Origin of the sequence: Peribacillus simplex NBRC 15720 = DSM 1321, assembly GCF_002243645.1 — a bacterium.
In the GTDB taxonomy this organism is placed as follows: Bacteria; Bacillota; Bacilli; order Bacillales; family DSM-1321; genus Peribacillus; species Peribacillus simplex.
In genome coordinates, this window is record NZ_CP017704.1 from 3,318,473 (window position 1) to 3,338,385 (window position 19,913).

Here is a 19,913-nt window from a genome sequence, read left to right on the forward strand (position 1 = left end):
GGAGAAGCGATGACATTACGAAATACATTAGTATCCTGGAAATATCCTTCCATTCTATTGTGCGGGATTGGTATCTCCAACTTCGGTTCTTGGGTTTATTTCATTGCACTTAATTTAATCGTTCTGGATATGACTGATTCAGCCTTGGCGTTAGCTGGACTTTATATCGTTAAACCGATGGCTGCCATATTTACGAATGTGTGGGCAGGCAGCGTGATTGACCGGATAAATAAGCGGAATCTAATGGTGGCACTTGACCTATTTCGAATGGTATTCATAGCCTTGCTGCCATTGACTTCTTCTATTTGGATCATCTATTCCCTTGTCTTCGTGATCAATATGGCAGGGGCCATGTTCGTAACAACATCAAGGTCGTATATTACAAAATTGATACCCGTTGAACAGAGGAAACGATTTAACTCATTACGAAGCTTAATGGATTCTGGAGCTTTTTTGATTGGACCAGCGCTAGCGGGTATCCTTTTCTTAATCGGTACACCCGTTTTAGCGATTTATATTAACGCGGCTGCCTTATTATTATCCGGTATCATCACTCTATTCATGCCTAATCTTGAAAAGGATCATTCCCTTGAACAATCCAGTCATTACCTGTCTTGGACCATCATGAAAAAGGATTGGAGCATCGTCCTGGACTTCAGCCGGAAATCTTCCTATATCATGCTCATTTATTTCCTATTCAGCTGCATGGTGGTGATGGAAACGGCCATTGATTCCCAAGAAGCCGCGTTTGCCAAGGCCGTACTCTTTTTGTCAGACAGCGATTACGGATTCCTTGTAAGCATTGCCGGGGCAGGCATCATTGCGGGCGCCATAGTCAATGCTGTATTCATCAGTAAAGTGCAAATTTCGTACCTGATTGGTCTTGGATCTTTATTTGTCTCGATAGGTTATATGATCTATGCTTTTTCGAATTCCTTTTCGCTGGCCGCCATCGGATTCTTCATCATTGCCTTTTCACTGGCTTTTGCCAACACAGGCTTTCAAACCTTTTATCAAAATAATATTCCAGTGGAAATCATGGGCAGGGTCGGAAGTATTTTTGGCTTATTAGAAGCTTTATTGATTATCTGTACAACCGCAATTGTTGGTGTTTCAGCTCATTTCATTTCGATTCGGTTCGTGGTGATTTCAGGTTCCCTGATCATGCTCGCTTTATCAATTATATTGTCGATGCTTAGTATGAAGGCCTCGAAGAGCAGGTATTATTCCGTTGGTAATGTAGAGGTGAAAGCGGGGGAAAAGATGTAATCCGATTTAAAGGCATGTTGATGGAACATGCCTTTAATGAATCGTTCATTGAATGAAAGTGCGCAATTGGCTGATGAAGTTCAAGATTTGAAAATGGATTTTCGCCATTTCTTCCGCCGTTTGCTCTTCACAATTCTCCAGCCACTCCTGTATCACCCCTAAAATCGCCGATGTCAGGAAGGCGTGCATATACATGCGGAACGCTTCATTTTTAGCTGCTGGATGCAGGCTGATCAAACGCTCCAACAGTACTTCACCGAATACGCGCTTTATTTTTTTGGCAAAAGAAGGATCGCCCTGATCACCAAGAATGGCCCTTAATTCGTGAGCATGTTCACTGATGAATTGAAAAATCGCTACGAAGGGCGGGTATAGTTGTTGTTGATGAAGAGCCAAAAAAGCCTCTTTCGGCAAAATGGCAGTAATGCGAGTTTGAAGTTCATTTAACAATTCCTGCTGTATGTGATCCATCAATTCATATTTATCTGCGTAATGTAAATAGAATGTGCCCCGATTAATGTTGGCGTGCTCTGCAATTTTCTTCACTGATACATATGAGAAACCCTCTGCTTCAACGAGTGCAATAAAATGATGTTGTATCTGCATTTTAGTCTTTTGTACCATATCCTCATGAATTGATGCCATGGAATGTCTCCTTCACTAAACATTTTTCGAAATGTGTTGATTGTATTAGACCGAATGCTACCTTAGAATGATGATACACTCAACACCGTGTTAATTAAAGAGGGAGGATGTGTGTACAATGAAAAATGCGATTTCCATTGAAGGAATTGCTAAGGGTTTTCATCAGAAGAAGGTCATTCAGCCATTGAGCCTGAATATTGAAAAAAACGGAATTTTTGGCTTGTTAGGTCCATCCGGATGCGGAAAGACGACCTTGATTAAAATGATTGTCGGATTGATTAAGCCCGATGCGGGTAAAGTAACGGTTCTGGATCATGAAGTGCCAAATGTAGCACTGTTAATGGATGTCGGCTATATGGCACAGTCCGATGCTTTATATACAGAACTGACGGGAGCTGAAAACCTCGAATTTTTTGCGAAGCTATACCGTTTTTCGAAAAAGGAACGAAGGGAACGCATTCAATATGCAGCTGAAATCGTACAGCTGACGAATGATTTGAATGTTCGGGTTGCGCATTATTCCGGGGGAATGAAACGCCGTCTGTCACTGGCGGTTGCACTCATCCAAAATCCGGAGATTCTCATTTTGGATGAACCGACAGTAGGGATAGACCCTTTGCTGAAACAATCGATTTGGCAGGAACTTGAGCGTTTAAGAAATGAAGATCATAAGACGATCATCATCACGACGCATGTGATGGATGAAGCGGAACGATGCGATAAACTGGCGATGATGCGTGAAGGAGAAATCATCGCGGCAGGAACTCCGGAAGCTTTAAAAACTCAATTTGCCGTGGAAACGCTAGATGATGTTTTTTTAAGGATTGGAGGCGGCCTAAAATGAGAATTGCCTCTCTTGTTACTCGAATTACACGGCAGATGCGCCGGGATCGAAGGACGCTCGCTTTATTTTTCCTAGCTCCATTGCTCATTTTAACGCTCATGTATTTTATTTTCGATACAGAAGCAAGTGATTTGAAAATCGTTGTTACAGGCAGTAATGAAGCTATCGTTAAAGCATTGAAACAAGCGGATTTTCAAGTAACGGCCGCTGAGGAATTTTCACAGAAAAAAATGATTGAAAATGATACGGATGGCTGGCTGCAGGTTGAAAATGGCAAAATAAAACTGACACTATTGAACGACGAACCAACCCGTGCAAAGGCCGTTCAAATGCAAATGATGCATGGCTTGCAAGGGAATGAAAAAAACACTCCTTCAATTGAGGAGCAATATGTTTACGGAGATGCCAACACAAAGGGTTTTGATACTTTCAGTCCGATGCTCGTCAGCTTTTTCGTTTTCTTCTTTGTATTTTTAATAGCGGGGATTGCGCTTTTGAAAGAGCGTACAAGTGGTACGTTGGAACGGCTGCTTGCCACCCCGATTAAAAGATACGAAATCGTAGCGGGCTATGTGATTGGATATGGCTTATTTGCTCTCGTTCAAACCATAATTGTCGTACTATATGCTGTCAATGTACTGGATATCGTCCTTGTTGGCTCCATTTGGCTCGTTTTACTGACGAATATACTGGTCGCGCTCGTTGCATTATCGCTTGGTACATTACTATCGAGTTTTGCGACATCTGAATTCCAAATGGTACAATTCATTCCGCTGGTCATCGTGCCGCAAGTCTTCTTTACAGGAATTTTCCCATTAGATGGCATGTCAGACTGGCTGCAAAAAATCGGCAAGGTCATGCCTCTCTATTACGCGTCGGATGCCATGAACGGCATTATGTACAAAGGTTTCACATTCAATGAGGTATTACTAGATCTACTCATTCTCCTGGCCTTTGCCGTCGTTTTTATCACCATCAATATTATTAGTTTAAAAAAATACCGTGCACTATAAATCATTAAACAAAAAAAGCAGGATTCCTGGAAAGTGAGGAACCGGCTTTTTTGTTTCGCTGGAAAAAGATGAGATTTTAGTTGATGGTCGAATTATCCTTCCCATCGGTTGATTTATTCGAAAAAGCTTCTCCTTGCCGGTTTTCTAATGACAGGTTAATGCAGTTTGTTGACGGGCTGTTAAAGTTGTCCTAGGATATAAGGATATGCAATCATTTGGAAAGATATAGTAGGGGGGAGTTATATGTCTCTAAGATCGGTCATGCTTTCCCTTTTGCTGTCGCAAACATTGTTTTTGTGCGGTTTGCCTTTTTTTCTTCAGCTTCTATTATATTTGAATCCTTTGGTGATCATGGTTGTCTGGTTTTGTATACTTCTTTTCTTTTCGTTTGCGGTTCTTTATTTTCGAGGTGAAACGGTCAGAATTCCGCGCCTTTTATGGCAGGCAGTATTGTTTGGCTACAGTTTATCATTATTGGTTTTGCTGTTCTTTCGTCCAGAAGGGCAGGTATATTCGTATAATTTGATTCCTTTTTCTACGATTCTTTCATATTTATCTAACGATATGAACGGGCTTGTATCATTTTATAACCTTAGAGCCAATGTGGGGCTGTTCATTCCATTCGGTCTGTATTTGTTGTCCAGGGAAGGGAAAGAGCCCTCCGCTAAAAGGAAATTTCTATATCCATTATTTTCGATTTCGGGCATCGAAATCTGTCAGTTTGTTTTTCGGCGCGGAAGTTTGGATGTCGATGACCTGATCCTGAATATGATGGGTGTTTACCTAGGGTACATTCTGTATCCTTTGTTCAAGAAAGTCGTAGTGTTCCGTTCTGGAAAAGTAAAGGGATGAGAGGCAGTACAAATATGTTAAATGAAAGGGTGTATTTCCCATGTATAACACGTTAGAAGAATTATCGAGCCATCCGGTGTTTCATTATTTTGCAGCGATTTCCCAAATCCCGAGAGGATCGGCTAATGAAAAAGCGATCAGTGACTATCTGGTTCGCTTCGCTAAGGATAGGAGCCTGGAGGTGACCCAGGATGAGGCGCTGAATGTGATTATCAAAAAGCCTGCCACAATTGGATATGAGAGTGCACCTACAGTCATTATCCAGGGGCATATGGATATGGTTTGCGAAAAGAACAAGGGAACGCTTCATGATTTTGAGAAAGATCCGCTTCAATTAAGGATTGTGGGAGACATGTTGTATGCAACGGATACAACATTGGGGGCGGATAATGGAATTGCTGTTGCTTATGCTTTGGCATTATTGGATGCAAATGATATTCCGCATCCTTCTCTTGAAATCGTCATAACGACTGAAGAAGAAACGACGATGAACGGTGCACTTGCTGTGGATCCGGCTCACTTTAAGGGGAAAATGCTGATTAACATCGATTCGGAGGAAGATGGAAAGTTGCTGGTCAGCTCAGCAGGAGGGATACGCGTGCGGCAGATCCTGCCAATCGGAAGGGAATCGGCTTCTATTGTTGATGCTGCATCTTATAACATCAGGATTAAAGGGTTGAAGGGCGGACACTCCGGTATGTCCATCCATAAGGAAAGAGGGAACTCCAATAAACTTTTGGGCAGAGTATTACATGAATTAACGACTGACTTCCCTTGCTTCATTCAGCAAATGAACGGAGGCCTGAAAGGGAATGCGATTCCTCGTGAAGCAGAGGCGACAGTACTGATTCATGCAGAAGATGTTCAGAAGATAAAGGAGAGACTCCAGCAATGGGAGGATACTTTTAAAAATGAACTGCAATCTTCCGACCCTGAGGTATCGATTAGGTTTGAAAAGATCGAAACGATTTCTTCAAACGTTTTTTCCAAAGATACGGTGACTAAAGCCACTTCCTCCTTACTGGTAATCCCGCATGGCGTTCTAGGAATGAGCATGGGAATAGAAGGGTTAGTGGAAAGTTCGACGAATCTAGGGGTCGTTACAACAAATGAAACGGAAATGATATTCGAAAGTGAAATCAGGAGTTCGGTCAAAAGCATCAAATATAACATGGTCAAGCAAGCAAAGGCGATTGCCGACATGCTTGGATGCGAACTATTGGTTGACGCGGATTATCCGGAATGGCCCTATAATCCTGATTCGAAACTCAAGAAATTATTTGAAGAGACATACAAAGAAAAATATCAAGTGGATATTGAAATCATCGCTGTGCATGCAGGGATCGAGTGTGGGGTATTCATAGATAAGATACCAGGGTTGGATACTGTTTCAATCGGACCGGATATGTTTTCCGTACATACACCTGAAGAACACTTAAGCATCCCTTCGACCATAAACAACTGGGAATATTTTGTTTACACATTAAAGCGGATGAAGGATCTTTAAACAACTGCATGTTTGGGGAAAGTAAAATGATAATTAAATAGATTTTGAGACATCCTCTCGTTCAACGATAGGATGTCTCTTTTTTAGGAGTCTCGAACACCCGCTCCAATCACCTTCGTTTAAAAATTTAGATAGAACACTTTTTTTGTAGGCAAAAGGGGTTTGGAACAGTCTCATCCCCGCCCATGATTTTAAGACTAATTATCCTTAAGTTTTTTTACTGTAAATATTATTGGATATAAGAAATTTGCGACACTCCTGCCGAATTACTGGCTAGCCGAGACCCCACAGGCGCTTGCGCCGAGGAGGCTTGGCAGACAGTCGGCGGAAAGGGAGCGGATTTCTGAAATCAGCTGGAATGTTTTCTTGAAAAAACTGTAGGCTGGTCTCATCCCGAATTATGTTTAAGATTAGTTTATCCTTTAAGTTTTTTTCCTGTAATCCTTATTGGATCGAAGAAATTTGCGACACTCCTGCCGAATAACTGGTTAGCCAAGACCCCACAGGCGCTTGCTTTGATGAGGCTTGGCAGACAGGCGGCGGAAAGGGAGCGGATACCTGAAAATCAACTGGAACGTTAAATAAAAAACTGCAGTCAAACTCGCTTTTCATCGAATTTGACTGCAGTCTGAAAGAAACTGAGGTTTCTTTACAATCGTTATAAAATAAACTATTGTAAAGAAAACCTATCATTTAGTCTAAATTATTGTTCGAAATCATTATGTATAGAGGAAGGTATAGGGAAATATGGGTGTAAAGTATAGAATGGTCGTAGAACAAATGGAGAAAGAAATATTAGATGGAAAATATACATTAAATACTAAGTTACCTACTGAAGAAGAGTTGATGAAGAAGTTCGATGTCAGCAGGAATACCATTAGAAAAGCAATCAACATATTGGTTGAGCAGGGTTATATCTATCAAGTTCAAGGAAGCGGCATATTCCTTAGGGAATTTTCCAGACCAGGCTGCATTTCGATGAGGGATATGACTGGCTTAACCAAAGTGTTTCCAAATGATGAAATGAAAAGTAAAGTGTTGAAATTAGAATTAATAGAAGCTGATGAAAAGTTGGCCAAACAAATGAAATGCGATATAAAAACCAAAATCTATAACCTCAAACGGGTTAGATACTTAAATGGTGAACCCATTGTAATAGAAGAGTCCTTTTTCAATAAAGACATCATCCCCATCATAAATAAAGAAATCGCAAATGGTTCCATTTATGAATATATAGTCGAGGATTTGAAGTTGAATATTGGTTTTGCAGATAAAATCATTTCGTGTGAAAAACTAAATGACAATGATGCCAAGCTTTTGGACTTGCAGCCAGGTGATCCGACTTTAATCGTTGAAAGTACAGTCTTTTTAAAAGCGGGAGCCGTTTTTGATTTTTCAATTGAGAAGTATAATTACACTTCTGCCAAACTGTTAACATTGACTTAAAAAGGGCAGGGAATTCTTTAGATGACTGGATTTTAAGATAACTGAAACAAGTATAAATAATATACAAAGAGCGGCTGCTTTTAGTTAGCAATCGCTCTTTTTTTAATTTCTCGTTCTATAATGATTTTCAGCTGTGGAAATAGGGGAGCTCAAAATGCTTCGCGTTTTTGCAATAGGTCTAAGAAGATTCCAAAATAAATTAAGCATGAAAGTCAGGAAGATAAAATTTGAGGTTGCTCCCTGGTATTTCGCATAGTTTGCTGCGCCTACCTCTGCAATTTCCCCAGCAATGACCACCAGCTTCGCATGTAGCATCTCTTTGTCGTACTGATAGATATGGATCCAGCTTCTACACGGTCACCGTTATAGGTACGGTTTTGGCAATGTCCCTGTCTTTGGGGGATTTGTTTAACTCTTTTCCTCTACTGAAATCACTCCCTTGTTTTTCTTAGATAAAGAATCCGGGCTCACAATGGGGAACAAAAATTATAAATAATAAGAGCGAAAAAACTAAGGATTCTGGAATGTTGAACTCAATAAAACATATTAGGCCTATCTAGGGAATAAAATGAATGGAATATTTTGAAGGAAAGTGGGGCAGTGCATGTGAAAATCCATGTGGTGAATAGGGGGGATTCTTTGTGGGGAATTTCCCAGCAATATGGTGTCAGCACCAACCGAATTGTTCGGATCAATGGCCTTGAAAATCCAGATAAGCTAGTGATTGGCCTAGCACTTTTGATTCCTGAACCTTATCTTCAGTACAGGGTTCAGCAAGGGGATACTCTAGATAAAATCGCAAATCAGTTTGGAACTACGGTACAGGAAATTATGCAATCGAATCGCATCACAAATCCTTCTACTATCTATCCAGGGCAGAGGCTAACCATTCCGGTCATTTATCATACCGTAAGGGAACGAGATACCCTTTATGATATAGCAAGACGTTATGGAACGACAGTTCAAGCCATTATGCAGACGAACCGGATTACAGATCCTTCCAATATTTATATCGGTCGGATAATAAGGATTCCCCAGAAACCGAAACCCATCATTGATGTAAATGGTTTTACAAATGTTTACGGGCAAGTAGGTGCGGAGCAGGTACGTGAAGTAGCCTACGATTTGACCTACGTAAGTCCATTTGGTTATAGAATGAGGAAAGATGGCAGCTTAGAAGTCATAGATGACACCCCGACGATACGGGCGGCACAGTCAACTGGCGTCATACCCATGATGTGCATAACGAATTTTTCCGCCACGGAAGCGGGAACTCAGCTTGCACATACGATACTTTCCGATTTAAGTTTAGTGGAAAAATTATTAACCAACGTCATAAATACGATGAAAAATAAAGGGTACCGTGGATTGAATATCGATTTTGAAAGTGTAGCACCAGAGGACCGTGATTTCTATAATCGCTTTCTCCAAAGAGCGGTGGATCGATTGCATCCTGAGGGCTACTTTGTGTCATCCTCCCTTGCCCCAAAAACTAGCGCCAATCAAAAGGGAGCATTAGTTGAGGCACATGATTATCCAGTTCATGGACGGCTGCTCGACTTCGTAGTGCTGATGACATATGAATGGGGTTACCGAAAGGGGCCGCCGCAGGCAATCTCTCCCGTTAATGAAATAAAGCGTGTCCTTGACTATGCCGTAACGGCTATACCAACAAATAAAATCTTCATAGGATTTCAAATTTATGCACGGGACTGGCTTGTTCCTCATGAAGAGGGGCAGGAAGCAGAGACTTTCGACATGCAGGAAGCCATCAGACGCGCCGTCCAATATAATGCAGAAATAAAATATGACGAGACAGCTCAATCACCTTATTATAGGTACAAAGATAATCAGGGGCGCACACATGAAGTTTGGTTTGAGGATGCACGCAGTGCTAAAGCTAAATTCGACCTGGTGAAGGTTTACAGGTCAAGGGGTCTCAGTTATTGGGTACTTGGTTATCCTTTTCCCCAGAATTGGGAACTGCTTGGGGATACATTTATTGTACGGAAACTGTAGGGTGTTTTTTTACAGCAACGTGGATCACACATAATTAATATAGTGATGGGCAGCTTTTTTTATAAAGCTGTCTATTTTAGTGAAAACCCTTTAGGTTTCGAAATGCACTACAAGAATTACCGGATTTTTATAACAACGTTAACAATCGTTTGGAATCCGAGTCCATAAAGGGGCTTAATCGAGGACGCCATATTGAAACTGAAAAATATAGAATTTGAAAAGACCGCTATATGGTGGTCTTTTTCATTTTATGAGATAAAGAGAACTCCTTAAAAACAGGTATGGGTAATTACCATAAAGGAAATGTGTTCTTCATTGTGGAAATGTATTACGGACAATCCCATTTAAGGAGGCATTTTTTTGGAATTAACCATCATTAATACGTTTACAGATCAACCTTTTAAAGGAAATCCTGCGGCTGTCTGCCTTCTTACCGGGGAAAGTGATAGCGAGTGGATGAAGCGAATAGCTAAAGAGATTAATATGCCTGTTACTGCGTTTATTCACCTTCATAAAGGCGAATGGCAGCTGCGTTGGTTCACACCTTCCGTTGAAATCCCGATTTGTGGACATGGGACGCTGGCAAGCTCTTTCTTTTTGTGGGGTAAAGGATACGTGCCAAGGGATAAACCAATTGCCTATCAGACGAAAAGCGGGCTTCTCACTGCAAAATTCGTTGATGGAATGGTTCAGTTGGAATTTCCGTCATTAATCGAACAGGAGACCGCTGCCCCTGAATTACTGATAAAAGCTTTAGGTGTTGTGCCTGCGTATGTTGGACAAAACAAATGGGATTATCTAGTCGAAGTTCAATCAGAAGAAATCGTAAGGAATTTAAAGCCGGATTTCGATTCCATTGCCCGAATGCCGATTCGGGGCGTCATTGTAACGAGTCTATCGGATAGCGGTGAATATGATTTCGTTTCCCGTTTCTTTTCCCCTGCCCAAGGCCTTGACGAAGATTATGTAACGGGCTCGGCCCATTGTTGTCTCGGACCCTATTGGAAAAGCAAGCTGGACAAAAGTATCACCATAGCCTATCAGGCATCGGAAAGAGGAGGACTATTGAAGGTTGAAGTAACGGAAGACACAGTTAAACTTTCTGGCCATGCCGTGACAATATTCGAAGGGAACTTAACCATATAATACGGGAGCCGTTTTTGATTTATCAATCGAGAAATATAATTACACTTCAGCCAAATTATTAACATTGACTTAAAGAGGGCAGGAAATTCTTAAATAAGATTGTTACGGTGTGAATTGGAGATATCGATTCACACCGTTTTTTTTAATTCATTTCTCTTCTTTTCCAACGATCCCATAAAACAAGATCTTCATAATATCTTCAGTCAAAGGTAGGATTTGTTGATAAACCTCTTCCCGTTGGATATATTCATTCATCGCTTTTATAAAAAATAAAATCGCTTCATTAGATAAGTTTGGATCAACATATCCTTGTTCCTTCCCCTCGTTAAAAAGATCAATAAAGCGTGGCAGGGCCTTTTCTGTATATATTTTTTCCATATAATTGAGCCCGGAAGTATATTCCCTCATTAAATATTGATAAAAATCTTCATGAATTTGTTTCGCTGTTTCATTCTTCGTGAACATAATTTGCTTTATTTTTTCAGGGAAAGCAATGTTGCTGGTAAGTATTTGTTCAAATTCATCCATTGCCTTATCTGTATAATAAATAAAAACCTCATGAATTAAATTATGTTTACTTTCGAAGTAATTATATATCGTTACTTGAGATACATTTGCTTTTTTGGCTATTTCTCCTATAGAAATCTTTTGTACACCATACTCCATGAATAAACCTAAGGCAGCCTCCAGTATATTCAATTTTTTTTGTTCCCTGCGGCGTTGAAATCCGTCCATTTATTTCACCTCAACCTTAGTTTAATTAAAAATATGTAATAGAACAATAAAATAAGTTCATAAACTATTGTCAGGAATTCTTATTTTATATATTATGTACTAAATTGATTAAAATATTTCATAATTTCTTTTCAGAGGAAGAGGTGGATGAGGAATGTCAGTATTGAAAACAACTGATTTAACGAAAAAGTTTGGAAAGTTTACCGCTTTAAATGGTGTGAACATTGAAGTGAATAAAGGTGAGGTGTTTGGATTCATCGGTCCTAATGGTGCTGGAAAATCAACAACGATCCGTGTGCTGCTCGGGATTTTAAAAGCGACGGATGGGGAAGCAAAGATTTTCGGCAAGGATGCATGGAAAGATGCGGTTGAAATTCACAAGCGAATCGCGTATGTTCCAGGAGATGTGAACCTATGGCCCAACTTAACAGGCGGGGAAGTTATTGATCTGTTTGTTGAATTACGCGGGGCGAACAATAAAAGCAGACGCGAAGAACTAATAAAAAAATTCGATTTGGATCCTTCCAAGAAATGTGGAACATATTCAAAAGGGAACCGGCAAAAGGTTGCTTTGATTGCTGCTTTCTCATCTGATGCCGACCTTTATATATTGGATGAACCAACATCAGGTCTAGATCCATTGATGGAAAGAGTGTTCCAGGAATGTGTGATGGATGCGAAAAATGAAGGAAAAAGCATCTTGCTTTCCAGTCACATTCTTTCTGAAGTGGAAAGGTTATGCGATAAAGTGGGCATCATTCGGCAAGGGCAAATAATTGAAACGGGAACATTGGATGAGTTACGTCATTTAACGAGAACAAGCTTGCTTGTCGAAACGAAGCAACCTATTCCTGCTTTAGGGAATGTAAACGGGGTTCGGGATATCGTGAAGAAAGATGAAGCACTTTCATTCCAAGTGGATACAGATGAATTGGATAATGTAATGAAGTATATAAGCCAATTTGGAATTGTGAAATTGGAAAGCGCGCCGCCTACATTGGAAGATTTATTCATGAGCCATTATGAAGGCGAAAGGAAGACTTCTGATTCTGGGGCGGGAGGTGCGTTATAATGGCAAACCGGTCCTATCATAATACAGGAAGACTCTCCCGATTCATCGTACGGCAAGATCGGATTCGGATCCCTGTTTGGATAATTTCCCTATCGGTCCTTTCATTTATGGTTGCAATGGCATTCACCGATCTGTACCCGACTGGGCTAGAAAGGCAAACTATTGCTGAAACGATGAGGAACCCTGCAATGACAGCGATGGTGGGGAAAGGTTACGGCCTGGATGACTATACAAACGGAGCGATGATGGCGCATCAAATGTTACTTTTAACCGCTATGGCCGTGGGGATAATGAGCATTTTACTTGTTACGCGCCATACACGCGCAGATGAAGAGGACGGCCGTATCGAAATGATCCGTTCTTTGCCGGCTGGCCGGTTAGCTAATTTATATGCAACCATTTCCGTATCGTTTGGAACGAATGCATTGATCGCGATAATAACGGGTTTCGGATTGTATGCTCTGGGAATTGAAAGCATGGATTTGGAAGGTTCCCTTATGTATGGAGCTGCTTTAGGGGCAACCGGTATTTTCTTCTCGGCGATAACGGCATTATTTGCCCAGCTTACAGAGAGTGCGCGAGGTACGATTGGTTACTCCATCACTGTTTTGCTTCTCTCCTATCTTATTCGGGCGATTGGGGATGTTAGCAATGAAACACTTTCCTGGTTTTCACCATTGGGTTGGGTTTTAGGTTCAGAAGTATATGTGAATAATTATTGGTGGCCAATCATCCTTACGATCGGTGCGGCAATGATTTTGTTTGGACTTTCTCTATATTTGAATGCCATCCGTGATTTGGAAGCTGGATTCATACCGTCTAAGCCTGGCAGAAAATATGCGTCATCCTTTTTGAAAAGTCCGCTTGGTCTCGCGCTAAGGCTTCAGCGTACAGGATTAATTGCGTGGGCAGCCGGGATGTTCATTTTAGGAGCATCTTACGGTTCCGTTTTAGGTGATTTAGAATCCTTTTTTGCAAAAAATGAAATGATGGCTGAACTATTGACGCCAGTTGAAGGCTATTCTCTGACAGAACAATTCTTGACAATGTTGATGTCAGTCATCTCCATGGTATGCACCATTCCGCCTTTAATGGCGATGTTAAAGCTTAAAGGGGAAGAGAAAAAGAACCATACTGAACATTTACTTAGTCGTGCTGTATCCCGTACAAGGCTTATGGGGAGCTACTTTATCATCTCCGTGATTGGCGGTTTTCTCATGATTACGCTTGCTGCCGTGGGCCTTTGGGCAGTCGGGAATTCAGTAATGGATGAAGGGATTGCTTTCGGCACTTTATATAGTGCAGCAATGGTCTACCTACCTGCGATGTGGATCATGATTGGTATCGCAGTGCTGTTTATTGGCTTTGCACCAAAATTCTCTGGCTTGACTTGGCTTTACTTGACATACTCAATCTTAGTCGTTTATTTAGGAGGAATGCTTCAATTTCCGGAATGGATGGGAAAACTAACACCATTTGGCCATATTCCGAAACTTCCTGTTGAAGATATGGACTTCATGAAAGTATCCATACTTACAATCATAGCTATAGGTTTTCTGGCTGTTGGCTTTATCGGATATAACAAACGGGATATCCGAGGTTGACGAATCAACTATGATTCTATTATTCCTGCAAATTGTCTTCAGACTAAAGCCTGATTTCTTTGTTTTCGATGAGAAATCAGGCTTTTATTGGTTATCAGTCATGAGGAAATAATAATAGTACACCTAGCGCAATGATGATAAAGAATAAATAGCTTTCGAATTTCTTCGCAGGAATTCGCTTATTCATGAAGATTCCGAGACCTGTCGCAAGTAATATAGCTGGAATGGAATAAGCGTAAAGAATAAGTGAATCGGCAGTCCATAGTCCGCCTAGCGCATGACCCGTCACGACCAGGATTCCGGATATAAGAAAATGGGCTTGCAATGTTCCGCGGAATCGATCTGGGTTCCATCTTCGTAAAGTTCCATAGACGACGACCGGCACTCCGTTAAAGTTATAGGCGCTGCCAAGGACTCCCCACGCAAAACCGAACGGCCATACCCAGCCCTTCGAGTTAAATAACGGTTTATCCACAGCGTGAAAAAGTTTTTGCTTAAGAAGAGAATATCCTCCATATGCAATCAAAAAAACACCGAGTGCAGAAGTAATGATCATAGAAGGTGCGTAATGAAGCAAAGCGAGGCCGGCTGGTATTCCGATGACCGTTGCAAGCGCCAGTCTGATTAATACCGAGCGTTCGATATGCTGCCATCCACTAACGACGGTTAATGAAGCAACGGTAAGACCTGCCAATCCAATCAGGGAAACTGAAGTATTAAGTGGAATGTGAAGTAAGGCAAGCAGAGGCATGCTGACAATCGCTTCACCGAACCCGAACATCGTCCGCATCAAGGCGCCGATAAAGACTGCCGCCACCACCAATATGATACTGCTGAGCGTCATTATTTCACCTCCTGAAGCAAGAAATTACCCTTCTATAATTATACCATATCAAAACACTTTTAGTTTGATGGAAACCTGATTTATAACGGGTTATTTAAGGTCTGTTTTACCCTCTTTAACGTGTTTGTCATGTTGTTTAATAGAGAGGTACACGGGTTTAAATTCGTTGTATAGTAAACTGGAATGAGGGGGATATAGTGGCGCCCTATTTCTTAGGAAGAGTGTGTTGGAAAATCTTCATTTATCTTAAAGATAAATGGGGGGAAGGGAAATTAACCATTTAATGCAGGGGAGGGTGAGGCATGGGGCAATCCTTCTTAATGAAGGTTCGCACCCTTTACCCTTTTAGTGTACAAGAATCGAAAACGCGCTATACACTAATAACAAAGCCATAATTACATTAAACTGACTTCGATACTTTGATAAAAAAGTTTGAAAAACCGAACCGAACATACTCCAACAGAACGTACTCATAAAACCAACAAAAGCTAGAAATAATGAAAAGAATAGTAAGCTGAAATTTGAAGAGTGATAAGGTAGTATGAAGGTCGATATTGCAGTGATGCCATATAAGATGCCTTTTGGATTTATGAATTGTAAAAGCATGCCCGCTATAAAGCTGTTGTTCTTGTGATCATTATCGTCCTTATCTTTATTTGAACTGGAAATGATTTTTATGGCCAGATACAGCATATAAATTGCACCTAGGATAGTCATGATAAATTCAATCTTTGGTATGAAATTTTCAAGCAAAACATTAAAATAACTACACAATAACATTATTACAAAAAAACCGGCACCTACCCCGAAACAAAATTTAATCGTCCTTTTTAACCCGTACTTGTTCGCAAATAACATGGCCATGATGTTATTTGGTCCTGGAGTGAAACTTGTAACAAAAACAAATAGCAAAAAAGATAGTAAAGGCATGGTTGACTCCCCTTTGTATGCTATAATGACCAAAAGTGACATTATAACGACTTCCTTTTTATTGTACAATGCCGACGTTATATTGTAAATAAGGAGTATTTTTATGGAAGAAATAAATTTTATTATTGCTAACAATTTAAAAGCCATCAGGGAAAGTAAGAAATTAAGTCTTGAAAAGGTTGCTGAATTAACCGGAGTAAGCAAAACGATGATCGGACAAATCGAAAGGGGAGGATCGAGCCCGACGATTACAACCATTTGGAAAATAGCCAATGGATTAAAGATTTCATTTTCTTCACTGATAAATAGTCCGCAGCCAGATACAAAAATTGTTTTAAAAAGTGAAATTCAATCATTATCTGAGGATAACGGCAAATATCGAGTTTATCCCCACTTTCCCTTTGAAGATGAGAAGCGCTTTGAAGTATATTCAGTCGAGATAGAAAAAGGTGGATTCCTAAGTTCCGATTCGCATAGAGAAGGAACTGAAGAGTACATAACTGTTTTTGAAGGGGAAGTGACTGTACGTGTAAATAACGAAGAATATACAGTAAGGAATGGGGATTCTATCAGATTCAAGGCTGACAGACCGCATGCCTACCATAATTCAGGGGAAACATTAACTCGATTAAGCATGATCCTATATTATCCAACTTAAAAAAAGGGAGTAATGCTGTTTCTGCTTGTTATATATCTTTGCAAAAATATTGGTGTTGGAATTATTAAAAGTAAATATATTGGAAGTTTATGTTGAATCAATAAAGAGTGGGAGAGATTTAAATCTCTCTCTTTTTTTGTTTTCGATAAATTAGGTATAAAGACTAAGGGTGATTTCAAGGAAAACCGATACTATTTAACCATTAAATTATTTTATTGATATATCATCAATCTGTTACTAGGTATTTTGGGGTGATTATAATGATAATATTCTGTTAATATTCCATGTTGTATTGTAAATATGTTTTAAAATTGGATTATTTTGTTGTAATATAGGAGATACACGGATCTTTAGAGGAAAAAAGTAGGGTGGATTTGTGTATGGGTAAGTAAATTTGTCGGAATTGAATTTTTGGAAAAGCGTGTCAATTCTATGGATAAGTTAGCAGAATGTTATGCCAGTATAGAACTTATGGGGGGATTACTATAATGGGGAAAAAGAAAATCGTAAAAATTGCATCAGCTACCATAATGGCTGCGACAGCGATCGTAGCAGTAGCACCGGCACCTTCGGATGCTGCCACTAGCCTTAATAGTAAGATCAAAACGGCCAAGGCCGCCATCAAAAAACCATTCGACACCTATTTCTACACTTCTAAACTCGCTTCAGTGTCCACTGTTGAAAAACAAATCAAGTCTGCAAAACAAGCAAAAAAAGACATCAACTCTACCATTAAAAAATCAATGTTAAGCAAAAAAGAAAAAGATGCCAAATACAAAGAAATCGAAGCTTATGATAAGTACATCACTCGTTCAGAAGGTTATGTAAAAGGGTATAAAGCGGCTGAGAAAGCAAAAGCTGCACATGGCAAATCGATTAGCTCCCTTACGAATTCAATACTTGCCAAGAAATCAATTGATATCAGGAATCAATACGAGGCACTGGATAAAGCCGTGAAAAAGACAGATAAAGATATTAAAGATACTGTTTACGGTGCGAAAATCGAAAAGCTCTTATACGATAAATTCACTAAATCGACCAAAACAGCTTTGAGCGGTGACCTGAAAGTTCCGTACTACTATGAAAAAGCTGCTTACTGGGTGAAGAAGGGTGATTTAAAGACCGCGGACAAGCGGATGCAAACCGTTTCTTCGCAGTTGAAAAAGGTCAGCAAAACATCCAAGCTCGGAAAAGCCATACACGCCTATGTTAAAGAAGTGAAAGGTAAGTATGATGAAGCAGTATATGCAGAAAAGAAAAAAGAAGTGGCAAAACGGGTCAATGCCTATGTAGCTCTTGCCAATGGGGAACTTAAAACGAAAGAACAGATAAACGCGGCTAAAAAGGCGAAAGCAGCCATTAATTTAAATGGAATCAAGGAGTCGGACCGAAAGGAATTCCTAGCGAAAATAGCATTGGCGGATAAGAAAGTCGCTGCCGCTGAAGAAGCCTTGAAAAATCCAGCGAAGGCGATCACGCTTTCCTTGATGCATACGAATGACACGCATGCCCACTTGGATAATGTGGCCAAAAGGGTGACGGCTGTTAAGGAAGTGCGTAAGAGTAAGCCGCAAGCACTTTTGGTTGATGCTGGTGATGTATTCTCGGGAACTCTCTATTTTAATGAATTCAAAGGGCAGGCTGATCTTCGCTTCATGAATTTAATGAAATATGACGTCATGACATTCGGGAATCATGAGTTTGATTTGGGATCAAGCGCCGAAGGGCATCAAGCTTTGGCTGACTTCATTAAAGGGGCACAGTTCCCATTTGTCAGTTCGAATGTGGACTTCTCCAAAGATGATAAGTTCAAGGGACTATTCTCGGATTTGATTTCAAGTAAGCCAGAGCAAGGGAAGATATACAATGGAATCGTAAAACAAGTGGATGGCCAAAAGGTAGGGTTCTTCGGGCTTACAACTGAAGAGACGAAAGACATTTCAAGTCCAGGAAGTATAGAATTTGAAAACTATCTTGAAGAAGCCGAAAAAGCGGTCAAGGCGTTCAAAGGCATGGGTGTCAATAAGATAGTTGCCGTATCCCATATTGGTTATGATGACAATGCAGCTTATGACAATGATTTAACATTAGCTGCCAAGGTCAAGGGCATCGACGTGATTGTGGGCGGACATAGCCATACGCAGTTAGACGCCCCCGTTGTTGTTGACAAAGATGATAAAGGGAAAACGAAAGAGCCGACTGTCATCGTTCAAGGGTATCAATATAGCGACTATTTAGGAACGATCGATGTGAACTTCGATAAGGAAGGCAAGATTGTCGGACAAGCCGGTCAGCTGATTAAGCTTTCTGAAAAACAGGATGATGCTGAAGCGGCAAAAGTGCTCGAAACATACTCCTCTAAGATTAAGGAGCTGAAGGATACGCAGACTGGTGCATCTGCTGTGAAAGCCTTGGAAACACCGCGTGATGCAGGAGATGCAACGAAGCCGAGTGTTCGTAAAAATGAAACGGAACTGGGTAATTTAATTACGGATGGAATGCTTAGTAAAGCGAAAGAATTCAATAAGGATGCAGTCATAGCTTTCCAAAATGGCGGGGGCATCCGCGCTGGCATCGATCAAGGTGAGATCACTTTAGGGGAAATCCTAACCGTTTTACCGTTTGGGAATACGTTAGCGACGATGAAGCTTACAGGTGCAGAAATCAATGAAGCATTAGAGCATAGTGTAAGCCTCGCTCCTAAGGAAAATGGCGGCTTCCTGCATGTTTCCGGAATGAAATTCAGCTACGACAGTTCGAAGGAAGCAGGCAATCGTGTCACAAAGGTTGAAGTCCTGGGACAAGATGGAACATATTCCGAATTGGATGCAACGAAGGAATATGTCGTGGCGACCAATGCTTTTACAGCCAAGGGCGGAGATGGTTTCACCGTTTTCAAGAAGGCTTATGAAGAAGGAAGAGTGACCGATATCGGACTCGCTGATTGGGAGAATTTACGGGATTATGTAAGCGAGCTGAAAACTGTCAATCCAAGCATCGAAGGACGCATCAAGGATGTTGCCGGAAGCAATACAGACCCGACTGTGGTATTGGCTAAGGACTTTGGCGGAACGGCTGATGCCCCAAAAACACATGAAGGTAATGTAGTTGTGGACATCACGGATATTGCTTCATTAGAAAATGCAGTGGTTAAAGGGAATCTTACATTAACGGGAACTCCTCCGGATAACTTTACTTTTTCACAGGTTACAGTCGAGGGTAATTTGGATTTATCGGGACTTAACGGTAAGACCGTGAGCATGAGCGGTGTCACGGTGAATGGCGAAACCATTCTTTAAGCGGTATTCAAATGATTCCTGGGCCTACGA

General features: G+C 40.7%; 16 protein-coding genes. 12 read left to right on the top strand and 4 right to left on the bottom strand.

Annotated features, from left to right (window positions below):
* Positions 1 to 9: 9 nt before the first annotated feature.
* Positions 10 to 1,269, top strand: a complete 1,260-nt coding sequence (locus BS1321_RS16010; RefSeq protein ID WP_063236326.1) for an MFS transporter — start codon at positions 10 to 12, stop codon at positions 1,267 to 1,269.
* Positions 1,270 to 1,314: 45 nt separating this feature from the next.
* On the opposite strand, the gene BS1321_RS16015 is transcribed toward BS1321_RS16010, so the two are convergent.
* The gene (locus tag BS1321_RS16015; protein WP_063236325.1) at positions 1,315 to 1,914 is read right to left on the bottom strand and encodes a TetR/AcrR family transcriptional regulator; all 600 of its coding nucleotides are present in this window, start codon (positions 1,912 to 1,914) and stop codon (positions 1,315 to 1,317) included.
* Between the two features lie 118 nt (positions 1,915 to 2,032).
* Here BS1321_RS16015 and BS1321_RS16020 point away from each other — a divergent pair, with 118 nt between their 5' ends.
* The 7 genes from BS1321_RS16020 to BS1321_RS16050 all read left to right on the top strand — a co-directional run bounded on the left by BS1321_RS16020 (position 2,033) and on the right by BS1321_RS16050 (position 10,741).
* Positions 2,033 to 2,758 (top strand): ABC transporter ATP-binding protein, encoded by a 726-nt coding sequence (locus BS1321_RS16020; RefSeq protein ID WP_063236324.1) that lies wholly within the window; start codon positions 2,033 to 2,035, stop codon positions 2,756 to 2,758.
* On the top strand, positions 2,755 to 3,771 hold the full coding sequence (locus tag BS1321_RS16025) for an ABC transporter permease (protein ID WP_063236323.1): 1,017 nt from the start codon (positions 2,755 to 2,757) through the stop codon (positions 3,769 to 3,771). Before BS1321_RS16020 ends, BS1321_RS16025 begins: the two co-directional genes overlap by 4 nt.
* A 243-nt stretch (positions 3,772 to 4,014) precedes the next feature.
* Complete coding sequence (locus BS1321_RS16030) at positions 4,015 to 4,623, top strand: VanZ family protein (RefSeq protein WP_063236322.1); 609 nt, start codon at positions 4,015 to 4,017, stop codon at positions 4,621 to 4,623.
* 40 nt (positions 4,624 to 4,663) lie between these two features.
* Positions 4,664 to 6,130 carry an aminoacyl-histidine dipeptidase gene (locus BS1321_RS16035; RefSeq protein ID WP_063236321.1) on the top strand — a complete coding sequence of 489 codons (1,467 nt, stop codon included), beginning with the start codon at positions 4,664 to 4,666 and terminating at the stop codon, positions 6,128 to 6,130.
* 747 nt (positions 6,131 to 6,877) lie between these two features.
* Positions 6,878 to 7,576, top strand: coding sequence for a GntR family transcriptional regulator (locus BS1321_RS16040; protein WP_063236184.1), 699 nt, complete (start codon positions 6,878 to 6,880; stop codon positions 7,574 to 7,576).
* A 606-nt stretch (positions 7,577 to 8,182) separates the two neighbouring features.
* Positions 8,183 to 9,595 (top strand): glycoside hydrolase family 18 protein, encoded by a 1,413-nt coding sequence (locus BS1321_RS16045; protein ID WP_063236188.1) that lies wholly within the window; start codon positions 8,183 to 8,185, stop codon positions 9,593 to 9,595.
* A 360-nt stretch (positions 9,596 to 9,955) separates the two neighbouring features.
* Entirely contained in the window at positions 9,956 to 10,741 is a 786-nt protein-coding gene (locus tag BS1321_RS16050) for a PhzF family phenazine biosynthesis protein (RefSeq protein ID WP_174524202.1), read from the top strand.
* A gap of 147 nt (positions 10,742 to 10,888) precedes the next feature.
* On the opposite strand, the gene BS1321_RS16055 is transcribed toward BS1321_RS16050, so the two are convergent.
* Positions 10,889 to 11,476, bottom strand: coding sequence for a TetR/AcrR family transcriptional regulator (locus BS1321_RS16055; RefSeq protein WP_063236182.1), 588 nt, complete (start codon positions 11,474 to 11,476; stop codon positions 10,889 to 10,891).
* Between the two features lie 154 nt (positions 11,477 to 11,630).
* Here BS1321_RS16055 and BS1321_RS16060 point away from each other — a divergent pair, with 154 nt between their 5' ends.
* Together BS1321_RS16060 and BS1321_RS16065 are read left to right on the top strand one after the other, a co-directional pair.
* Entirely contained in the window at positions 11,631 to 12,548 is a 918-nt protein-coding gene (locus BS1321_RS16060; protein ID WP_063236181.1) for an ABC transporter ATP-binding protein, read from the top strand.
* Positions 12,548 to 14,152 carry an ABC transporter permease gene (locus BS1321_RS16065; protein ID WP_063236180.1) on the top strand — a complete coding sequence of 535 codons (1,605 nt, stop codon included), beginning with the start codon at positions 12,548 to 12,550 and terminating at the stop codon, positions 14,150 to 14,152. Before BS1321_RS16060 ends, BS1321_RS16065 begins: the two co-directional genes overlap by 1 nt.
* A gap of 94 nt (positions 14,153 to 14,246) precedes the next feature.
* On the opposite strand, the gene BS1321_RS16070 is transcribed toward BS1321_RS16065, so the two are convergent.
* Positions 14,247 to 14,996: a sulfite exporter TauE/SafE family protein gene (locus BS1321_RS16070; protein ID WP_063236179.1), complete on the bottom strand. Its 750-nt coding sequence runs from the start codon at positions 14,994 to 14,996 to the stop codon at positions 14,247 to 14,249.
* A gap of 345 nt (positions 14,997 to 15,341) precedes the next feature.
* Positions 15,342 to 15,926, bottom strand: coding sequence for a LysE family transporter (locus BS1321_RS16075; RefSeq protein ID WP_063236187.1), 585 nt, complete (start codon positions 15,924 to 15,926; stop codon positions 15,342 to 15,344).
* Between the two features lie 103 nt (positions 15,927 to 16,029).
* Here BS1321_RS16075 and BS1321_RS16080 point away from each other — a divergent pair, with 103 nt between their 5' ends.
* Both BS1321_RS16080 and BS1321_RS28185 read left to right on the top strand, forming a co-directional pair.
* Complete coding sequence (locus BS1321_RS16080) at positions 16,030 to 16,584, top strand: helix-turn-helix domain-containing protein (RefSeq protein WP_063236178.1); 555 nt, start codon at positions 16,030 to 16,032, stop codon at positions 16,582 to 16,584.
* 488 nt (positions 16,585 to 17,072) lie between these two features.
* A complete protein-coding gene (locus BS1321_RS28185) occupies positions 17,073 to 19,883 on the top strand; it encodes a bifunctional metallophosphatase/5'-nucleotidase (RefSeq protein ID WP_232522698.1) in 2,811 nt (936 codons plus the stop codon).
* The last annotated feature ends 30 nt before the right edge of the window (positions 19,884 to 19,913 follow it).

Coding starts and splice junctions, on each gene's coding strand:
- BS1321_RS16055 (WP_063236182.1), bottom strand. CDS start 11,476: ATGGACGGATTTCAACGCCGCAGGGAACAAAAAAAATTGAATATACTG.
- BS1321_RS28185 (WP_232522698.1), top strand. CDS start 17,073: ATGGGGAAAAAGAAAATCGTAAAAATTGCATCAGCTACCATAATGGCT.
- BS1321_RS16030 (WP_063236322.1), top strand. CDS start 4,015: ATGTCTCTAAGATCGGTCATGCTTTCCCTTTTGCTGTCGCAAACATTG.
- BS1321_RS16070 (WP_063236179.1), bottom strand. CDS start 14,996: ATGACGCTCAGCAGTATCATATTGGTGGTGGCGGCAGTCTTTATCGGC.
- BS1321_RS16080 (WP_063236178.1), top strand. CDS start 16,030: ATGGAAGAAATAAATTTTATTATTGCTAACAATTTAAAAGCCATCAGG.
- BS1321_RS16020 (WP_063236324.1), top strand. CDS start 2,033: ATGAAAAATGCGATTTCCATTGAAGGAATTGCTAAGGGTTTTCATCAG.
- BS1321_RS16060 (WP_063236181.1), top strand. CDS start 11,631: ATGTCAGTATTGAAAACAACTGATTTAACGAAAAAGTTTGGAAAGTTT.
- BS1321_RS16065 (WP_063236180.1), top strand. CDS start 12,548: ATGGCAAACCGGTCCTATCATAATACAGGAAGACTCTCCCGATTCATC.
- BS1321_RS16025 (WP_063236323.1), top strand. CDS start 2,755: ATGAGAATTGCCTCTCTTGTTACTCGAATTACACGGCAGATGCGCCGG.
- BS1321_RS16075 (WP_063236187.1), bottom strand. CDS start 15,926: ATGCCTTTACTATCTTTTTTGCTATTTGTTTTTGTTACAAGTTTCACT.
- BS1321_RS16010 (WP_063236326.1), top strand. CDS start 10: ATGACATTACGAAATACATTAGTATCCTGGAAATATCCTTCCATTCTA.
- BS1321_RS16015 (WP_063236325.1), bottom strand. CDS start 1,914: ATGGCATCAATTCATGAGGATATGGTACAAAAGACTAAAATGCAGATA.
- BS1321_RS16040 (WP_063236184.1), top strand. CDS start 6,878: ATGGGTGTAAAGTATAGAATGGTCGTAGAACAAATGGAGAAAGAAATA.
- BS1321_RS16035 (WP_063236321.1), top strand. CDS start 4,664: ATGTATAACACGTTAGAAGAATTATCGAGCCATCCGGTGTTTCATTAT.